Raw genomic sequence first — 16,631 nt, forward strand, 5'->3', positions numbered from 1 at the left:
TCGGCCGTGACGTGTGTCGCGCACTGCGTGCGCCGCCGGTCAAACGAAAGACCCGCCCGGCGTGTGCCGGGCGGGTCTCGAGTCGTTCGAGCGGCCGGCTACGAGATGTAGGCGGCGAGGTCGGCCTCGAGGGCGGGCTTCGGCTTGGCGCCGATGACGGTCTTGACGACCTCGCCTGCCTGGTAGACCTTGAACGCGGGGATCGAGGTGATCTGGTACTTCATCGCGAGCTGCGGGTTCTCGTCGACGTTGACCTTGACGATGTCGATCTTGTCGGAGTGCTCGGACGCGATCTGGTCGAGGATGGGAGAGACGGCGCGGCAGGGGCCGCACCATTCCGCCCAGAAGTCGACGAGAACCGTCTTCTCGCTCTTCAGGACCTCGGCGTCGAATGTGGCTTCGGTGACGGCACGTGCAGTCATGTTCATTCTCCTTCTGTGGATGTCGGGTGCGCGGGTCGAGTGACCCGCGAGATCAGTGGGTGGCGACGAGAGCGTCGGCGTCCGCCGGGACGACGCCGCTGGGCAGGATCTCGGGGATCGATGCCAGGAAGTGCTCGGCGTCGAGGGCGGCGACAGTTCCCGATCCTGCGGCGGTGATCGCCTGGCGGTACGTGGGATCGATGACATCTCCCGCAGCGAATACGCCGGTCAGAGACGTTTTCGACGAGCGACCGTCGACCGCGATCGTGCCTTCTGCTGTCAGCTCGAGCTGACCGTGCACCAGGTGCGTGCGCGGGTCGTTGCCGATAGCGATGAACAGCCCGCCGATCTCGATCTCGCTCTGCTCGCCGGTGACGGTGTCGCGGAGCACCAGGCCGGTGGCGGCATCCGTTCCCGTGATGCCGACGACCTCGCTGTTCCAGATGAACTCGATCTTCGGGTCGTTGAAGGCGCGCTCCTGCATGATCTTGGAGGCGCGCAGTTCATCCTTGCGGTGGATGACGATCACCTTGGAGCCGAAGCGGGTGAGGAAGGTGGCCTCCTCCATGGCGGAGTCGCCGCCGCCCACGACAGCGATGACCTTCTCCTTGAAGAAGAAGCCGTCGCACGTGGCACACCAGGAGACGCCGCGGCCCGAGAGGCGCTCCTCGTCCTCGAGGCCGAGCTTGCGGTAGGCGGAGCCTGTCGCGAAGATCACGGCCTGCGCCTCGAGCGTCTCGCCCGAGCCGAGCGTGACCTTCTTGATGTCGCCGTCGAGCTCCAGGTTGACGACGTCGTCGTAGACGACCTCGGTGCCGAACTTCTCGGCCTGCTCCTGCATCTGCATCATGAGCTCGGGGCCCTGGATGCCTGCGGGGAATCCGGGGAAGTTCTCGACCTCGGTCGTGTTCATGAGCTCGCCACCGACCTGCACCGAGCTGGCGATGAGCAGCGGCTGGAGCTGGGCACGCGCCGCGTAGATCGCAGCGGTGAAACCGGCGGGGCCAGAGCCGATGATGATGAGCTGACGCACGTGAAACTCCTTGGATCACAAGACCGTGGCGCCCATTCGGACGCCTGGCTGTTGGGTACAACACAGTGTACGGGGGTGCTATTCCAGAGCTGTGAGGAGGATGGGAGCGGCGCGGAGAGGCCGACTCAGCTGCGACGGAAGCGAGCGATCACAGGGTCGGCGAAGGTGCGCAGTTCGGTCGAACGCATGATCCACAGGGCGCCGAAGTACAAGGCGCTCATGACGATGCCGATGACGACCATGGAAAGCACGGCGGAGATGCGGCTGGACAGGGCGAATCCGCCGGGAGATGTCCCGCCCAGTGCCACGAGCAGTGCGATTCCGGCGATCAGGGGCAGAACGGCCGCGACGGCGTACTTCGTGAGGGACTGCAGGATGTGGCGGCCATCGATGCCCGAGAGTCGGCGGCGCAACAGGAAGGCCGCGATGAACATCTGCACGATTCCGGCGATGCTCACGACCAACGCGACCCCCGCCGCGATCCACTCGATCGGGAGCAGTCCGCACGCGAGCACACCAGCGATGACGAGGACGACCTGGACGAGCGTGAAGTAGAACGGGGTGCGGGTGTCACCGAGCGCGTAGAACGCTCGCTGGAGGACGAACAGGATGCAGAAAGCGACCAATCCGAGGATGTAGGCGATGACCACGTTGCCCACGGCGATCTGCTGCTCGAAGACCGGGGCGAAGACGGCGCCTATCGGATAGGCGCAGACGCCGATGCCGACAGCGGCCAGCACGATGATCAGGCTGATCCCCCGAATCGCGGCCGAGACGTCGGTGCGCAGCAGCCCGAAGCGCCCCGCGGACACATGCTCGGCCATTCCGGTGAAGTAGGCAGTCGCAATGGAGACGGTGATGACGGAATGCGGAAGCATGAAGATGAGCCAGGCGAAGCTGAGCGCTGCTGTCGACGCCTCGTTCCCGGATGCCGAACTCACCACGCGGCTCTCCACGAGGCCGGCGACAGTCGTGAGGAGGAGCATCCCGAACGTCCAACCGGCCAGCTTTCCGGTGGCACGAAGGCCGACGCCGCGCCAGCGGAAGTCGGGCCGATAGCGCAGGCCGATGCGCCGCCAGAAGTAGAACAGCGACACTGCCTGCACGATGACGCCCAGCGTGGCGCTGCCGGCAAGCACCCCGATCATGGCCGGCGTGTAGTCGACTGCAGTCCTCGATCCCGTGCCGTCGGATCCGAACAGGACCGCGAAGACGACCAGGCCGGCGATGGCGATGACGTTGTTCAACACCGGGACCCAGGTGAACGGGCCGAATGAACGCCGCGCGTTGAGCACCTCGCCCAGCACCGTGTAGAGGCCGTAGAAGAAGATCTGCGGCATGCACCAATAGGCGAGTGCGATGGCGAGGTCCTGTTGGCCCGGGTTGCGGAAATTGCTCGCCAGGTTCGTGATGACGGGGACGAGCAGTGTGGCGACGACCGTCGTCGCCGCCAGGATGATGAGGGCCACGGTGAGGAGTTTGTTGATGTAGCCGGCTCCGCCGTCAGCATGCACGGCTGATCGGACGATCTGCGGGACGAGAATGGCGGAGAGCACGCCACCCGCCACGATCACGTACACGGTGTTCGGCAGTTGATTGGCGACGGCGAAGGCGTCAGCGCCCTGTCCGACCGCTCCGATGACTCCGGCCAGGATGATGACCTTCACGAACCCCAGGATGCGCGAGACGATCGTGCCGGAGGCGAGGAAGGCGCTGGCGCGCCCGATGCCGTCAGCCACGCGGCTCCTCGGGATCAGTGGAGTCGTCGCCGTCGCCCTCAGAGACGCCTTCCGTGGCCTCGCCCGAGCCCTCCTCCGGCGTAACCGCATCATCGGGTTTCGCCCCGCCGGCATCGGCGAGCGGAGGTGTAACCACATCGTCCGGTTCGCCCGCAGCGGCCGGGGCCGTGCCGGCGGCATCCGTCTCAGCAGCAGCCCTCTCGCGTCGTCGACGACGGATGGTGCGCACGACGCCGAAACCGAAGAACAGCACGACGAGGGTGCCGAGGATGGCGGCGCCGAGGCTCTCCCAGTCGGCCTGGACATTGGCGACGACGGTGTAGGGCTGGCCGATCGCGACGCCGGTCGCGCTCGTCATGGCGATGGTGAGCGAGACTTTCCCGCTGCCCACCTGCGCACTGACGGGGATCTTCACCGACGCGCTCGAACCGGCCTCCACCGTCACGTCGACTCCGCGGTCGACGACGAGGCGTCCGTTCGACGGCGTGGCCTCGACGTGCACGTTGACCTCGGACGTGAAGTCGTTGCGGATGGACACCGGGATGAAGGTGGGACTGCCGACGACCAGCACCTCGCTCGACGGAGACACCGACACCGAGTTCAGTGTCGCGACACTCGCCGTGCGATGTTCGGAGAGGGCGTCGTTCCAGGTCTCCGGCTGCGGGATCCAGCCGACGGCGAGCAGGCCGAGCAACTCCGAGCGCTCGCGACCGGTGAGCAGCGCGGGATCCGTGAGCGCTGTCGAGAACGCTGCGAGCTGCGCCTCGTCATCGAGGAGGGGCGGAACGGCCCCGATGCGCGCCGCTGCTTCGCCGTCGTCGCCGATGGTGACGGATGCCGCCGGTGAGCCCAGTGAGGACAGCAGCGGTGCCGGGGCAGCCCAGGCGAGCTGCGCGAGGGCGTCGAGGGTGGCCGGCAACCGGGTCGAGGTCGGCGGCCAGCCCCGGTCGAGGGCGGCCAGCACCGTCGACTCCGCCGTCCCCTCGGCCGATGCGATGGCGAGGGTGGCAGCGACCTCGTCCATGGCCGTGCGCCACTCGAGGTCGGTGACAGCGCCGACGGCCGCGCTCAATGCCGTCGAGAGCCGGTCGTCGGCCAGCGCCACTCGCGCGTCACCTGCGACAGCCGATGCGCGCGGGGTCGCCGTGCCGGCATCCGCCAACTCGGAACTCGAGATGATCGTGGTGGTCAATCCGTTGGCCGAGAACACGGCGGGGTCGGATGCCGCCACGCTTCCCGCGGCGGGCCAGGCGACGTTCGTCGCGGTGTACGGCCACGCGAGCAGGTCGGCCAGCGACGGGAGGGTCGTCGGCATGGCGTCTGTTGGTGACACCGTGGGTGCATTCGGGCTGTCCGTGGGACTCGGTGTTGCGGCATCCGTGCTGCGTACCCCTGAACCGGTGGAGCTGGGCTTCGCGTCGGGCGCTTCGGACTCGGCTGTGGGCGTCGGCGTGGGAGTGGGTGCGACAGTCTCGCCGGAGAAGTTCGCCGGGTCGATGGCGTAGTCGAGCGAGGTCGGCCCGAGCAGCTCCGTCACACCGGCCTGGGCCTGAACGGAGACATCGGCGTCGGCCCACGCGAGCGGGAAGGTCTCGTTGTCGATGCCGGCGAGCTGTTCGAGCCAGGAGACCGCACTCTCGGGGGCACTCGTTCCCAGCAGTCGGATCGACGCGATGACCATCGGATCGATACCGACGGCGACATCGCGCCCCACGACGCCGTCGAGCTGACGCGTCAGGAGACCGCCCGGTCGGGTGAGCTGGGCGAGTTCGTCGGCGTTCAGCAGGCCCGCGGTTCCGACGGGGGCGGTGATGGTCATGGCCACGGCCACGGGCGTGATCGTGGTCTGCTCGCCCGCGTACCAGGTGACTATGCCGCGACCCTCGGCCACCTCGGAGTCGCCCGAGGTGTACGAGGCCGCGAGGCCCCGAACGCCCCACTCGGATCCGGTGAGCCCGATGGAGGAGGCGGGGATGGATGCGGTGAGCGTCGTGTTGCCGGCCGCCGCCAGGCGCGGTGTGGCCACCGTGACCGACGGGCCCTCTGCATCCGCTCCGGCGTCGAGGTCCTCGGCAGAGGGGGAGAGCCAGGCATCGAGGCCGGCGCGGGTGCCGATGCGGTCGGGATCGAGCACGACCTCGACGGAGCCTGGTTCGATCGCCGTCATGCCGGAATTCGTGATGGTCACCGTGACCGCGAGGTCCTGGCCCGGGCCGATCTCCGGCTCCGTGGCGATCGAGACCGACACATCATCCCCTGCCGCAGCGGCGGCGACAGCGGCCGGGCCTGACGACGAGACGGCCCCGGAGGCCGGCGGGACGACGAGTCCGAAGACGGCCAGGGAGAGGCCTCCGAGAGCCGCGATCGAGGTCGCGCGCAAGCGCATCCGGCGGGGGGAGGTGGCGGAAGGTGCACACCGACGCGCAGCATCGGTGTCGGCCATCATGCGTGCGATTCTACGGCGTGAGGCCCGCGTGGCTCCTGTGCGCCGAGCCGAGCGGTCATTCTTCGACCGCCTACCATGGAGGCATGCAGAGCGTCGCGGCAGCCCTCGAGCGGCTGGGTGAGGTCGCCGCCTCCCCCACCGTCTCGCGTCTGGCGACCGCGTTCGCCGAGGCCGGGCACGAGCTGGCCCTGGTCGGCGGACCTGTGCGCGACGCCTTCCTCGGTCGCGTCGCGCACGATCTGGACTTCACCACCGATGCCACCCCCGAGCAGATCCTCGCGATCGTCGCGCCCATCAGTGAGGCGCACTGGGACATCGGACGAGCGTTCGGCACCATCGGCGCGAAGATCGCCGGCGAGACCGTCGAGGTCACCACCTACCGGGCCGACAGCTATGACGGCGAGAGCCGCAAGCCGGACGTCGTCTTCGGTGCGTCCCTCGAGGACGACCTGGTGCGCCGCGACTTCACCGTGAACGCCCTGGCGCTGCGCCTGCCGGAGATGCAGCTGGTCGACCCGTCCGGCGGCATCGAGGACATGCTCGAGGGTCGACTGCGCACCCCGTCCTCCCCTGCCGTCTCCTTCGGCGACGACCCGCTCCGGATGATGCGCGCCTGCCGCTTCACGGCCCAGCTCGGTTTCCTCGTCGACGAGGAGACCGAGGCAGCGCTCATCGACCTGGCCCCCAGCATCCGCCGCATCTCGGCCGAGAGGGTGAACGAGGAGCTCTCCAAGCTGCTGAGGACCGACGAGCCGCGTCGCGGCCTCGAACTGCTCGTCGACTCGGGGATCGCGGCCTTCGTGCTGCCCGAGCTGCCGGCGCTGCGCCTCGAGGTCGACGAGCACCACCACCACAAGGACGTGTACCAGCACAGCCTCACCGTGCTGGAGCAGGCGATCGGCTACGAGAAGGCACGGGGTCACCTCACCAGCCCCGACCTCACGCTGCGGCTCGCCGCCCTGCTGCACGACATCGGCAAGCCGGCCACGCGCAAGCTCGAGGCCGGCGGGGTGGTGAGCTTCCACCACCACGACGTCGTCGGCTCGAAGCTGGCCCGCAAGCGGCTGCGCGAGCTGCGATTCGACAACGACACCATCGCAGCCGTCTCCCGTCTGATCGAGCTGCACCTGCGCTTCTTCGGCTACACCGAGGGTGCCTGGACCGACTCCGCAGTCCGCCGCTACGTCCGAGACGCCGGGGACCAGCTCGAGCGCCTGCACATCCTCACCCGAGCCGATGTCACCACCCGCAACAAGCGCAAGGCCGACCGCCTCGCCTTCGCCTATGACGACATCGAACGACGGATGGCGGAGCTCGCCGAGCAGGAGGAGCTCGCGGCCGTGAGGCCCGACCTCGACGGCGAGCAGATCATGGCGATCCTCGGCATCCGTCCGGGTCGAGAGGTCGGCGAGGCGTACCGCTTCCTGCTCGAGCTGCGTCTCGACGAGGGGCCGCTGGGCGACGAGGTGGCGACCGAACGGCTGCGAACCTGGTGGGCCGAGCGCTCCCCCGCCTGATCGTCGCCCGCTCCCCTGGCTGGGAGTTCGTGGCGGATGCCGGCGCCGAGGTGCGCGGAAGCGCCGCATCCGTTACTCTGGGAAGGTTGCCCGTGTGCCGCGATTGTGCGGCCTCCACGAATCAACACATGCACAACCCTCCTGTTGCAGAAATACTGCAGCCGTTCAGTCCGAAGGAGGTGGGTTAGTCATGCATCAGTACGAATTGATGGTCATCCTCGATCCCGAGATCGATGAGCGCACCGTCGCTCCGAGCCTCGACAAGTTCCTCAATGTGGTGCGTAACGATGGTGGATCCATCGACAACGTCGACATCTGGGGCCGTCGTCGTCTCGCCTACGAGATCAACAAGAAGAACGAGGGCATCTACGCCGTCGTCAACTTCACCGCAGAGCCGGCAACCACGTCGGAGCTCGACCGCCAGCTGGGTCTCAGCGAGGCAGTCATGCGCACCAAGGTGCTCCGCGCCGAAGAGGGCATCGCCCAGGTGGCCGCCGCCAAGAAGCTCGCCGACGAGAAGGCCGCCCGCAAGGCAGCCAACCCCAAGGTCGAGGCTCCCAAGGTCGAGAAGGACGCCTAGTCCCGATGGCCGGCGAGACCGTAATCACCGTGGTGGGCAACCTCACTGCAGATCCCGAACTGCGTTACACGCAGGGCGGACTGGCGGTTGCCAACTTCACCATCGCATCCACTCCTCGCAGCTTCGACCGTGCGTCGAACGAGTGGAAGGATGGCGAGGCTCTGTTCCTGCGCGCGAGCGTCTGGCGTGAATTCGCCGAGCACGTCGCAGGGTCCCTCACCAAGGGTTCCCGTGTCATCGCTTCCGGGCGTCTCAAGCAGCGTTCCTACGAAACCAAGGAAGGCGAGAAGCGCACCACCTTCGAGCTGGAGATCGACGAGATCGGTCCCTCGCTCCGGTACGCCACCGCTTCGCTGACTCGCGCACAGTCGTCCGGCCCTCGTGGTGGAGGCGCCCCTGCTGGCGGCTCCGACGAGCCGTGGGCACCGAGTGCACCCGCCGCCGCTTCCGGCGGCTCGGATGTCTGGGCCACCCCGGGCAGCTACAGCGACGAGACCCCCTTCTAGGCCATCTGGCCTGACGGATGCCTCTCGGCATCCGCTGCAGAATTACTTCAACTAAGGAATAACAATGGCTGGAAAGAGCAGCGGCGACCGCCGCAAGCCGCTCCGCGGAGGCAAGGGCAAGAACGCCGCCCCCGCCAAGAGCATCCGCGTCGGCGTCATCGACTACAAGGATGTCGCGACGCTTCGCAAGTTCATCTCCGAGCGTGGAAAGATCCGCGCCCGCCGTATCACCGGCGTCTCCGTGCAGGAGCAGCGCCTCATCGCCCGTGCCGTCAAGAACGCCCGCGAGATGGCCCTGCTGCCGTACGCCGGCAGCGGCCGCTAAGGAGCACCGACATGTCAAAACTCATTCTGACGCACGAGGTCACCGGCCTCGGCACTGCCGGTGATGTCGTCGAGGTCAAGAACGGCTACGCCCGCAACTACCTCATCCCCCAGGGCTTCGCGGTTTCGTGGAGCCGTGGCGGCGAGAAGCAGGTCGAGCAGATCAAGGCGGCCCGTGTCGCTCGTGAGCTCGCGACGCACGACGAGGCAGTCGCCCTCAAGAACGCCCTCGAGGGCACCAAGGTCAAGCTCGTCGTGAAGGCGGGTGCTGAGGGACGTCTCTTCGGCTCCGTCAAGACGGCTGATGTCGCAGACGCCGTGGCCGCTGCAGGCCTCGGAGCCATCGACAAGCGCAAGGTGGAGTTCTCGAACCCCATCAAGTCGGTCGGTGAGCACCAGGCGACGGTTCGTCTCTTCGACGAGCTCTCGGCAACGATCACCCTTCAGGTGGTCGCCGCCAAGTAAGGCAGCGAACACCTCGGTGTAGCGACGGACCTCTGGTCCGTCGCTACACCTGTTTAAGGGCATTGCACAAGCTGCGAAGGCCTGAGTTACCCCCAATTCTGTGCACAGGCCTGTGGGAAGATGAGCGACCTTCAGCCACACGTTCAAACAACTTTCCACACACAGGTGTGAGTGGATTAAACGCCCGGTCAAAGGTTATTTCTACTCCGAAAATAGTTTGGTTTCCACAGCTGTTTCTACAGGCTTTGCACATGCAGCCCGGCGTTTCGCCCACTTTTCCCACAGCGTTATCCACAGGGCGAGTTGATGGACGTCGACACCGTCCGTAGTGTTGGCCATCGCCATCGATTCCGGTGGTCTCGGCCGGCTCCCACCGGCGGTCGACCGCACTGTCGGCGGGTGCTGTTCTGATGGTCATGGAACGCCTCATCCGGCGTCCTGCACGGCCCGGACACCAACGCCGCAGCACCGGCACGACAATTGCAGCATCCTGGAGGAACCGAGTGTCGATCGCCCACCTTGGACTCGCCGAACCGTGGGACGGCGATGACGCTCGGAAGGCCGAACGCACTCCCCCGCACGACCTGCTGGCCGAACAGAGCGCCTTGGGCGGAATGCTGCTGTCGAAGGACGCCGTCGCCGATGTGGTCGAGTCCGTGCGCGGCAACGACTTCTACGTGCCGAAGCACGAACTCATCTACGACGCCATCCTCTCGCTCTACTCGCACGGTGAACCCACCGACGTGATCGCCGTCACCGACGAGCTCTCCAAGACCGGTGAGCTCTCGCGGGCCGGCGGGGCCGAGTACCTGCACACCCTCACGGCCCTGGTGCCGACGGCGGCCAACGCCGGCTACTACGCCGAGATCGTCGCCGAGCGCGCTCTGCTCCGCCGCCTCGTCGAGGCGGGCACCCGCATCGTGCAGATGGGCTACGCGGCCGAGGGCGAGCCGCTCGACCTGGTCAACAATGCCCAGGCCGAGATCTACGCGGTGAACGGCAACACCGAGACCGAGGACTACGTTCCCCTCACGGATGCCGTCACCGTGGCCATCGACGAGATCGAGGCCGCGAAGCACACCGACGGCAAGATGACCGGCGTGCCGACGGGCTTCGCCGACCTCGACGACCTCACCAACGGCTTCCACCCCGGCCAGATGATCATCGTCGCCGCGCGTCCTGCCCTCGGAAAGTCGACGCTCGCCCTCGACTTCGCCCGCGCCGCCGCCATCGGCAACAACATGCCCACGATCTTCTTCTCCCTCGAGATGGGCCGCTCCGAGATCGCCATGCGCCTGCTCGCGGCCGAGGCATCCGTTCCCCTGCAGAGCATGCGCAAGGGAACCGTCGACTCCCGCGACTGGACCACGATCGCCTCGACCCGCGGTCGCATCAATGACGCCCCGCTCTACATCGACGACTCGGCCAACCTCACTCTCGTCGAGATCCGCGCCAAGTGCCGCCGCCTCAAGCAGCGCATCGGCCTCAAGATGGTCGTCATCGACTACCTGCAGCTCATGACGAGCGGCAAGCGCGTCGAGAGCCGCCAGCAGGAGGTCTCGGAGTTCTCCCGCGCGTTGAAGCTGCTCGCGAAGGAATTGCAGGTTCCGGTCATCGCGCTCTCGCAGCTGAACCGTGGACCAGAGCAGCGCGCCGACAAGTTGCCGGCCATCTCCGACCTGCGCGAGTCCGGCTCGATCGAGCAGGATGCCGACATGGTCATCCTGCTCCACCGCGAGAGCGCCTACGAGAAGGACAATCCGCGCGCTGGCGAGGCCGATCTCATCGTGGCCAAGCACCGAAACGGCCCGACCCGTACTGTCACCGTCGCGTTCCACGGCCACTTCTCGCGCTTCGCGGACCTCGCGCAGGCGTAGGAGCCCTGGGAGGTCGTCCCGGCTGCGAGTTGGTGACTGCCGCTATCGCTGATCCGCGGTCTCGAGGAACTGGGTCAGCTGGTCGCGGGTGGCGTCGAGGCGTCGGGCTTTCTCGTCCATCTCGTCGCGGATCTCGATGACACGCTGCATCAGGGCGCTGCACTCCCCGGCGATGGGGCCGGCTTCTCCGGTGCAGGGGAGCACGCGGGAGACGAGCTCTGATGGGAAGCCGAGTTCGAAGAGGGTGCGGATCGTGGTGACGATCTGGATGGCGGTGTCATCGAACTCGCGGTATCCGTTCGACTGCCGCTCGGACTGCAGCAGACCGGTCTGTTCGTAGTAGCGGATCGCACGGGGACTCGCGCCGGTCTGGCGACTGAGCTCTCCGATTCTCATGACGCCGCACCTTCCATCTTGACATTGACGTTAGCGTCACACTTTAGCGTCGTTCCTGTCCGGGCAGTGTCCCGCACGGAAAGGATGAGAGATGAGGATCTTCCTCACAGGCGGCACCGGGTACGTGGGTTCGGTTCTGCTGGAACGGTTGCTTGCCGCAGGGCACGACGTCAGCGCGCTCGCGCGTACCGCCGCGGGTGCCGAACGGCTGACCGATGCAGGCGCCAACGCCGTCCGCGGTTCGCTGGACGATACCGACGTGCTTCGCACTGCTGCCACGTCGGCGGATGCGGTGGTGCATGCGGGATTCGACGGGAGCATGTCCGAGGCGGCGACGGAGCTCAGCGCAGTCACCGCCCTTGTCGCAGGTGCGGGTGCGTCTGGAATCGACAAGCCGGTGCTGTACACGCGTACGGGACTGGTCTACGGGATCGATCCCGGCCAGCCTCGCGACGAAGACGCACTCCTGCCGGAGCGTAGCGCGCAGCCCGTCAAAATCCAGGCCGAGCGTGTCGTGCTGAGCGCTGCGGGCATCACTCCGATCGTGATCCGGGCCGCTCTCGTGCACGGACGCGCGGGTTCTGGCCTCGTGACCGGGCTGATCGGCGCCGCCGCAACGACGGGTGCGGCCGCTTTCGTCGAAGACGGTGCCCAGCCCTGGGATGCGATCCACGTCGACGACCTCGCGAACCTGTACGTCGCCGTCCTCGGGCGGCCGACGCCCGGCGTGTTCAACGCGAAAGGGGAGCATCGATTCACGATGCGGGAACTCGCGGAAGCGATCAGCGCGAGCACCGGGGCGCAGGCCGTCTCCCTTCCCCGCGAGAGAGCGACAGCGGTGCTCGGCCCCCTCTCGCTCATCCTCGGTGCTCCGGGCACCCTCGCCGGTGACAAGGCGAGGAGGACGTTCGAGTGGGCACCGGTCGGGGAGTCGATCCTCGACGACATTCGGACCGGGAGCTACCGTGGGTCCGGCGCTGCGACCGTGAAGGCGGGGGCGTGATGTCCAAACCGGAACCGTTCCACCCGGCCGTCCGCGCTGCACGCTCGTTCCCCCGCGCCGGCGTCTCGCGCCGCACCCTGCCCCTGTTTCGCAAACCGCCCCGTCCACGTGCATCCACGGCCGACGTCGACGGCCTCCCCAGCGCGATTAGACTGGGACACGATTCCCGAATTCCTCTCGAAAGGTCGCTGCGTGGCCCACTCGGATGCCGCCGCCTATTCAGCGCGGTACTGGATCGTCCCCGTGGTGCGAGCCGTTCTCGCGTTCCTCCCGGCCATAGCGATCACCTTCATCCCCGATCACTCGGCCGACTTCGGACTCGTCGTCTTCGGATGCTGGGCCGTCGTCTCCGGCGTCGTCCTCGGAGCGCTGGCGCTTCGCACCCTGTCGGGCCTCGCACGCACGCTGTTCCTCATGAACGGCATCGTCACTGCAGTGGCCGGCCTTCTGGCGCTCAGCTTCCAGGGCGCCGGACTCCCGCTCTACCTCTACCTGGTGAGTGTCTGGGCTGCGATCACAGGGTTCGTCGAGCTCTACGCCGGCATCCGTGAGCGCGGTCGCACGGACCGCGCCCTGGCCGGCACCAGTGCCAGCACCGACGCCGCTGCCCGCCGTCCGAGCGTGGCGCGCGATTGGATCACCGCTGGTGCACTGACGGCGATCTTCGCCATCGCGTACCTGCTGCTGCCACCCAACGCCGTGGTGGCCGTGGGCCTCCTCGGCGCCTACCTCGTGATCCTCGGCGTCTACCTCGCCATCGCGGGGTTCTCCCTCAAATGGGACGGCGCCCGCGTCACCCCCGAAACCGAAGAAGTCGCATGAGCCAGTCCCCCGTTCCGCAGCCGAGTCGTCGCGACGTTCTCCGTCCGCTGGAGATGGTCGGCGGCGCTGCCATCGCCGCCGTGTTCCTCGGGCTCGTCGTACTCATGGTCACGCGGGAGCCCGTGCTCGCCGCGATCGGAGCCGGCGCCGTGTTCATCATCGTGCTGGTGGTGCTGGCGATGTTCGCCATCACGCTGAAGCCCGATGAGACGGAGAACGCCGACATCGCCGAGCAGAATCAGGGCGCGGCGGATGCTGCAGGCTCGACCCCCGGCCCGCTCGGCGAGACCGGCACCGACGGCGAGACCCCCGGCACCCGAGGGCACTGAGGGTCTCGGGGACCGGCGCAGGAACGCGGGTCAGCCCAGGTAGTCGACCAGCTCGGAGGCCAGCCCGACGTAGCCGGCAGGCGTGAGCGCCAGCAGGCGAGCCTTTGCCTCGTCGCCGATGTCGAGCCCGGAGACGAACTCGGCCAGGTCGGCGGCGCCGATGCGGTGGCCGCGGGTGAGGTCCTTGAGCTTGGCGTACGGGTCCTCGATCGATGAGCGGCCGGCGGCGACCTCGGCCCGGATGACCGTCTGCACGGCCTCGCCGAGAACCTCCCAGTTGCCGTCGAGGTCTGCGGCGAGAACCTCCTCGGCGAGGGCGATCTCGCGCAGGCCGCGCTGGATGTTGTCGAGCGCGAGCAGTGAGTGCCCGAATCCGACGCCGATGTTGCGCTGGGCGCTCGAGTCGGTGAGGTCGCGCTGCAGGCGGCTGGTCACCAGCGTCGCCGCGAGCGAGTCGAGCACGGCGGAGGAGAGCTCGAGGTTGGCCTCGGCGTTCTCGAACCGGATCGGGTTGATCTTGTGCGGCATGGTCGATGACCCCGTCGCACCGGCGACGGGGATCTGCCGGAAGTAGCCCATCGAGATGTAGGTCCAGATGTCGGTGGCCAGGTTGTGCAGGATGCGGTTGGCGTGCGAGATGCGGCCGTACAGCTCGGCCTGCCAGTCGTGCGACTCGATCTGCGTGGTGAGCGGGTTCCAGTCCAGGCCGAGGCCCTCGACGAACTCGCGGGAGATCGCGCGCCAGTCGGCATCCGGAGCAGCAGCCAGGTGCGCGGCGAAGGTTCCGGTCGCTCCGGAGAACTTGCCGAGGTACTCCGACGCCTGCACCTGAGCCGAGACCCGGGCCAGGCGGTGGGCGAACACCGCGAGCTCCTTGCCCATCGTGGTGGGCGTCGCCGGCTGGCCGTGGGTGCGCGCGAGCATCGGCACGGCACGATGCTCGATCGCCAGGGCGGTGATGGCGTCGATGACGGCGGCGAGCTTCGGCTGCCAGACCGTGGTGACGGCGTCGCGCACGATGAGGGCGTAAGAGAGGTTGTTGATGTCCTCGCTGGTGCAGGCGAAGTGCGTGAGTTCCGCGATGGCGTCGAGGTCGAGCACGTGCAGCGCATCCCGCACGAAGTACTCCACGGCCTTCACGTCGTGGCGGGTGCGAGCCTCATGGGCACCGATGGCGTCGATGGAGGCCTGGTCGAAGTCGCTCGCGAGAGCACGGAGCGCCGACTTCTGCGCATCCGTCAGCGGGGAGGAACCGAAGAAGCTGCGGTCGGTGAGGTAGAGGAGCCACTCGACCTCGACGTGCACGCGCGCACGGTTGAGTCCGGCCTCGGAGAGGAACTCGCCCAGTTCGGAGACTGCGCTCTGGTAGCGGCCGTCGAGCGGGCTGAGGGGCTGGGCGGGCAGGCTCATGGAGGATCCCTGTCTGAGTTCGGGAGGGGGAAGGAGGAGGTGGGCGCCGCAGCGCCGACTCCCCTATCATCCCAAGAAAGCGTGGGCATCCCAAAGGCATCGGTGGCGTCGTGGCACCCGATCGATCCCGCGGAGAGGGGAACCGCTGTGCCCGATGCTCCGGATGCCGACATCGACGTCGATCCGCATCTCGTCGATCGCCTCGTGCGGGCCCAGCGTCCCGACCTCGCCGGACCGCTGCGCCTGGTCGCCAACGGCTGGGACAACGCGGTCTTCAGGCTGGGCGACGACCTCGCCGTGCGGATGCCGCGGCGTCGCTCGGCCGCCCACCTCATCGAGCACGAGCAGCTCTGGCTGCCGTCCATCGCTGAGCGCGTGCCGACACCGGTCCCGCTGCCGGTGCACGCCGGAAGCCCGACGCCGGAGTTCGGGTGGCCGTGGTCGATCGTGCCGTGGTTCGATGGCAGGTCGGCGGCGTCCATCGACCCGGCCGAGCGCACGGGCATGGCGCAGGCACTGGCCGAGTTCGTGCACGCCCTCGCCGTTCCGGCTCCGAGCGGCGCACCGCACAACCCCTACCGGGGAGTGCCGCTCGCCGAGCGTGAGGACGTCGTGTGGGATCGGCTGGCCGGAGGCCGGATGCAGCACGCCGCCGAGCTGGCCGTGCTTTGGGACCACCTCGTGCAGGTCGAGCCGTGGAGCGGGCCACCGCAGTGGGTGCACGGCGACCTGCATCCGGCGAACATCGTGGTGACGGATGCCGCTCCCCCTTCCAGCGCCGACCTCGCCGACCTCGCCGACCTCGCCGACCACGCCGACCTCGCCGACCACGCGTCGCTCGTGGCGGTCGTGGACTTCGGCGATCTCACGGCCGGCGATCCGGCGACTGACCTCGCCGTGGCGTGGCTGGCTTTCGACGCAGCAGGTCGAGCGGCCTTCAGGGCGCGCATCGACGAGCTGGGGCGGCGCGACGAGGCGACCTGGCAGCGTGCTCGGGCGTGGGCCTTGATCTGGGCATCGGCCGTGGCCGAGTCCACTGACGGCGACGGGCCCATCGCCGCCATCGGCCGGCACGCGGTGACGCAGGTCCTGCTGCGGGATTGAGTTCAGCCCTGCTGCCGGAGTGCCGGGGCCAACTGCCGGAACAGCGATGCCGTGGCACGCTCGATCATCACGAGCACGGCATCGAACATGTCGCGGTCGGAGTAGTACGGGTCGGGCACATCGCGCAGCGCTGCCTGCTCGGGGTCGAAGCTGAGCAGCATCCGCACCTTGTCGCGTTGATCGTCGTTCTGGGCCCAGTTGCGCAGGATCCTCTCCTGCGAGCGATCGAACACGACGACCAGGTCGTAGTCGTCGAAGGCGAGCGGATCGAACTGCCTGGCACGGTGCTGGGAGCCGTCGAGGCCGTGCTCGTGCAGCGCCGCGATGGTGCGCTCGTCGGCCCGCTCGCCGACGTGCCAATCGCCGGTGCCGGCCGACGACACCTGCACCTGCGCCGACAGTCCGGCCTGGGCGACCTGTTCGCGCATGGTCACCTCGGCCATGGGCGATCGGCAGATGTTGCCGGTGCACACGAAAGAGATGCGGAACGGCGTCGCGTCGTCCGTGGGGCCAGCGGGCATGGCACCCATTCTGTCCGACGGCGGGACTCCTGCACAGTGGCGGAGCGTGACCACTCGCCCCCCGATCGGGCTCGGCATCCTCCCCTGGGTCCGTGAGGTCGCCAGGCTCGCATCAGTGCATGACGCAGACGAGGGGG

At 67.9% G+C, this 16,631-nt stretch carries 17 protein-coding genes; 10 read left to right on the forward strand and 7 right to left on the reverse strand.

The genetic code is table 11. The features are described from left to right. Positions 1-98: 98 nt before the first annotated feature. The 4 genes from trxA to ASF30_RS19525 all read right to left on the reverse strand — a co-directional run bounded on the left by trxA (position 99) and on the right by ASF30_RS19525 (position 5,640). Positions 99-422, reverse strand: coding sequence for a thioredoxin (gene trxA / locus ASF30_RS19510; RefSeq protein ID WP_055911062.1), 324 nt, complete (start codon positions 420-422; stop codon positions 99-101). A gap of 52 nt (positions 423-474) precedes the next feature. Beyond that, the gene (trxB, locus tag ASF30_RS19515) at positions 475-1,455 is read right to left on the reverse strand and encodes a thioredoxin-disulfide reductase (protein ID WP_055910753.1); all 981 of its coding nucleotides are present in this window, start codon (positions 1,453-1,455) and stop codon (positions 475-477) included. Between the two features lie 125 nt (positions 1,456-1,580). Next, positions 1,581-3,194: a murein biosynthesis integral membrane protein MurJ gene (gene murJ / locus ASF30_RS19520; RefSeq protein WP_055910754.1), complete on the reverse strand. Its 1,614-nt coding sequence runs from the start codon at positions 3,192-3,194 to the stop codon at positions 1,581-1,583. Continuing rightward, on the reverse strand, positions 3,187-5,640 hold the full coding sequence (locus tag ASF30_RS19525) for a DUF6049 family protein (RefSeq protein ID WP_157497537.1): 2,454 nt from the start codon (positions 5,638-5,640) through the stop codon (positions 3,187-3,189). The genes murJ and ASF30_RS19525 overlap by 8 nt, the downstream gene beginning before the upstream one ends. Before the next feature lie 83 nt (positions 5,641-5,723). On the opposite strand from ASF30_RS19525, the gene ASF30_RS19530 reads away from it, so the two are divergent. The 6 genes from ASF30_RS19530 (at position 5,724) to dnaB (ending at position 10,909) form a co-directional block, all read left to right on the forward strand. After that, the gene (locus ASF30_RS19530) at positions 5,724-7,157 is read left to right on the forward strand and encodes a CCA tRNA nucleotidyltransferase (RefSeq protein WP_055910759.1); all 1,434 of its coding nucleotides are present in this window, start codon (positions 5,724-5,726) and stop codon (positions 7,155-7,157) included. A gap of 190 nt (positions 7,158-7,347) precedes the next feature. Next, the gene (gene rpsF / locus ASF30_RS19535; protein WP_055910761.1) at positions 7,348-7,737 is read left to right on the forward strand and encodes a 30S ribosomal protein S6; all 390 of its coding nucleotides are present in this window, start codon (positions 7,348-7,350) and stop codon (positions 7,735-7,737) included. 5 nt (positions 7,738-7,742) lie between these two features. Next, positions 7,743-8,243 carry a single-stranded DNA-binding protein gene (locus tag ASF30_RS19540; RefSeq protein WP_055910763.1) on the forward strand — a complete coding sequence of 167 codons (501 nt, stop codon included), beginning with the start codon at positions 7,743-7,745 and terminating at the stop codon, positions 8,241-8,243. Between the two features lie 64 nt (positions 8,244-8,307). After that, complete coding sequence (gene rpsR, locus ASF30_RS19545; protein ID WP_055823856.1) at positions 8,308-8,568, forward strand: 30S ribosomal protein S18; 261 nt, start codon at positions 8,308-8,310, stop codon at positions 8,566-8,568. 11 nt (positions 8,569-8,579) lie between these two features. Next, the gene (gene rplI, locus ASF30_RS19550; RefSeq protein WP_055910765.1) at positions 8,580-9,032 is read left to right on the forward strand and encodes a 50S ribosomal protein L9; all 453 of its coding nucleotides are present in this window, start codon (positions 8,580-8,582) and stop codon (positions 9,030-9,032) included. A gap of 503 nt (positions 9,033-9,535) precedes the next feature. Continuing rightward, positions 9,536-10,909, forward strand: a complete 1,374-nt coding sequence (dnaB, locus tag ASF30_RS19555; protein WP_055910767.1) for a replicative DNA helicase — start codon at positions 9,536-9,538, stop codon at positions 10,907-10,909. A gap of 42 nt (positions 10,910-10,951) precedes the next feature. Here the strand turns inward: dnaB and ASF30_RS19560 are convergent, their stop codons facing one another. After that, on the reverse strand, positions 10,952-11,305 hold the full coding sequence (locus ASF30_RS19560; RefSeq protein ID WP_055910769.1) for a MerR family transcriptional regulator: 354 nt from the start codon (positions 11,303-11,305) through the stop codon (positions 10,952-10,954). Positions 11,306-11,396: 91 nt separating this feature from the next. On the opposite strand from ASF30_RS19560, the gene ASF30_RS19565 reads away from it, so the two are divergent. From ASF30_RS19565 to ASF30_RS19575, 3 genes are all read left to right on the forward strand, one after another. Beyond that, positions 11,397-12,308, forward strand: a complete 912-nt coding sequence (locus ASF30_RS19565) for an NAD-dependent epimerase/dehydratase family protein (protein WP_055910771.1) — start codon at positions 11,397-11,399, stop codon at positions 12,306-12,308. A gap of 192 nt (positions 12,309-12,500) precedes the next feature. Next, a complete protein-coding gene (locus tag ASF30_RS19570) occupies positions 12,501-13,130 on the forward strand; it encodes an HdeD family acid-resistance protein (protein WP_055910773.1) in 630 nt (209 codons plus the stop codon). Beyond that, positions 13,127-13,459 (forward strand): hypothetical protein, encoded by a 333-nt coding sequence (locus tag ASF30_RS19575; protein WP_121003401.1) that lies wholly within the window; start codon positions 13,127-13,129, stop codon positions 13,457-13,459. The genes ASF30_RS19570 and ASF30_RS19575 overlap by 4 nt, the downstream gene beginning before the upstream one ends. A gap of 30 nt (positions 13,460-13,489) precedes the next feature. On the opposite strand, the gene purB is transcribed toward ASF30_RS19575, so the two are convergent. After that, entirely contained in the window at positions 13,490-14,869 is a 1,380-nt protein-coding gene (purB, locus tag ASF30_RS19580) for an adenylosuccinate lyase (RefSeq protein ID WP_055910775.1), read from the reverse strand. 81 nt (positions 14,870-14,950) lie between these two features. On the opposite strand from purB, the gene ASF30_RS19585 reads away from it, so the two are divergent. Then, entirely contained in the window at positions 14,951-15,973 is a 1,023-nt protein-coding gene (locus ASF30_RS19585; RefSeq protein ID WP_235480408.1) for an aminoglycoside phosphotransferase family protein, read from the forward strand. Positions 15,974-15,975: 2 nt separating this feature from the next. On the opposite strand, the gene ASF30_RS19590 is transcribed toward ASF30_RS19585, so the two are convergent. Continuing rightward, complete coding sequence (locus ASF30_RS19590; protein ID WP_055910779.1) at positions 15,976-16,503, reverse strand: low molecular weight protein-tyrosine-phosphatase; 528 nt, start codon at positions 16,501-16,503, stop codon at positions 15,976-15,978. Positions 16,504-16,631 lie beyond the last annotated feature (128 nt).

The organism is Leifsonia sp. Leaf264 (assembly GCF_001422325.1).
GTDB lineage: Bacteria > Actinomycetota > Actinomycetes > Actinomycetales > Microbacteriaceae > Orlajensenia.

Bases quoted from the DNA above. Each gene is read 5' to 3' on its own strand.
- ASF30_RS19575 (WP_121003401.1), top strand. From the start codon at position 13,127: ATGAGCCAGTCCCCCGTTCCGCAGCCGAGTCGTCGCGACGTTCTCCGT.
- rpsF (WP_055910761.1), top strand. From the start codon at position 7,348: ATGCATCAGTACGAATTGATGGTCATCCTCGATCCCGAGATCGATGAG.
- ASF30_RS19560 (WP_055910769.1), bottom strand. From the start codon at position 11,305: ATGAGAATCGGAGAGCTCAGTCGCCAGACCGGCGCGAGTCCCCGTGCG.
- ASF30_RS19590 (WP_055910779.1), bottom strand. From the start codon at position 16,503: ATGGGTGCCATGCCCGCTGGCCCCACGGACGACGCGACGCCGTTCCGC.
- rpsR (WP_055823856.1), top strand. From the start codon at position 8,308: ATGGCTGGAAAGAGCAGCGGCGACCGCCGCAAGCCGCTCCGCGGAGGC.
- ASF30_RS19530 (WP_055910759.1), top strand. From the start codon at position 5,724: ATGCAGAGCGTCGCGGCAGCCCTCGAGCGGCTGGGTGAGGTCGCCGCC.
- ASF30_RS19525 (WP_157497537.1), bottom strand. From the start codon at position 5,640: ATGATGGCCGACACCGATGCTGCGCGTCGGTGTGCACCTTCCGCCACC.
- ASF30_RS19565 (WP_055910771.1), top strand. From the start codon at position 11,397: ATGAGGATCTTCCTCACAGGCGGCACCGGGTACGTGGGTTCGGTTCTG.
- purB (WP_055910775.1), bottom strand. From the start codon at position 14,869: ATGAGCCTGCCCGCCCAGCCCCTCAGCCCGCTCGACGGCCGCTACCAG.
- ASF30_RS19540 (WP_055910763.1), top strand. From the start codon at position 7,743: ATGGCCGGCGAGACCGTAATCACCGTGGTGGGCAACCTCACTGCAGAT.
- rplI (WP_055910765.1), top strand. From the start codon at position 8,580: ATGTCAAAACTCATTCTGACGCACGAGGTCACCGGCCTCGGCACTGCC.
- trxA (WP_055911062.1), bottom strand. From the start codon at position 422: ATGACTGCACGTGCCGTCACCGAAGCCACATTCGACGCCGAGGTCCTG.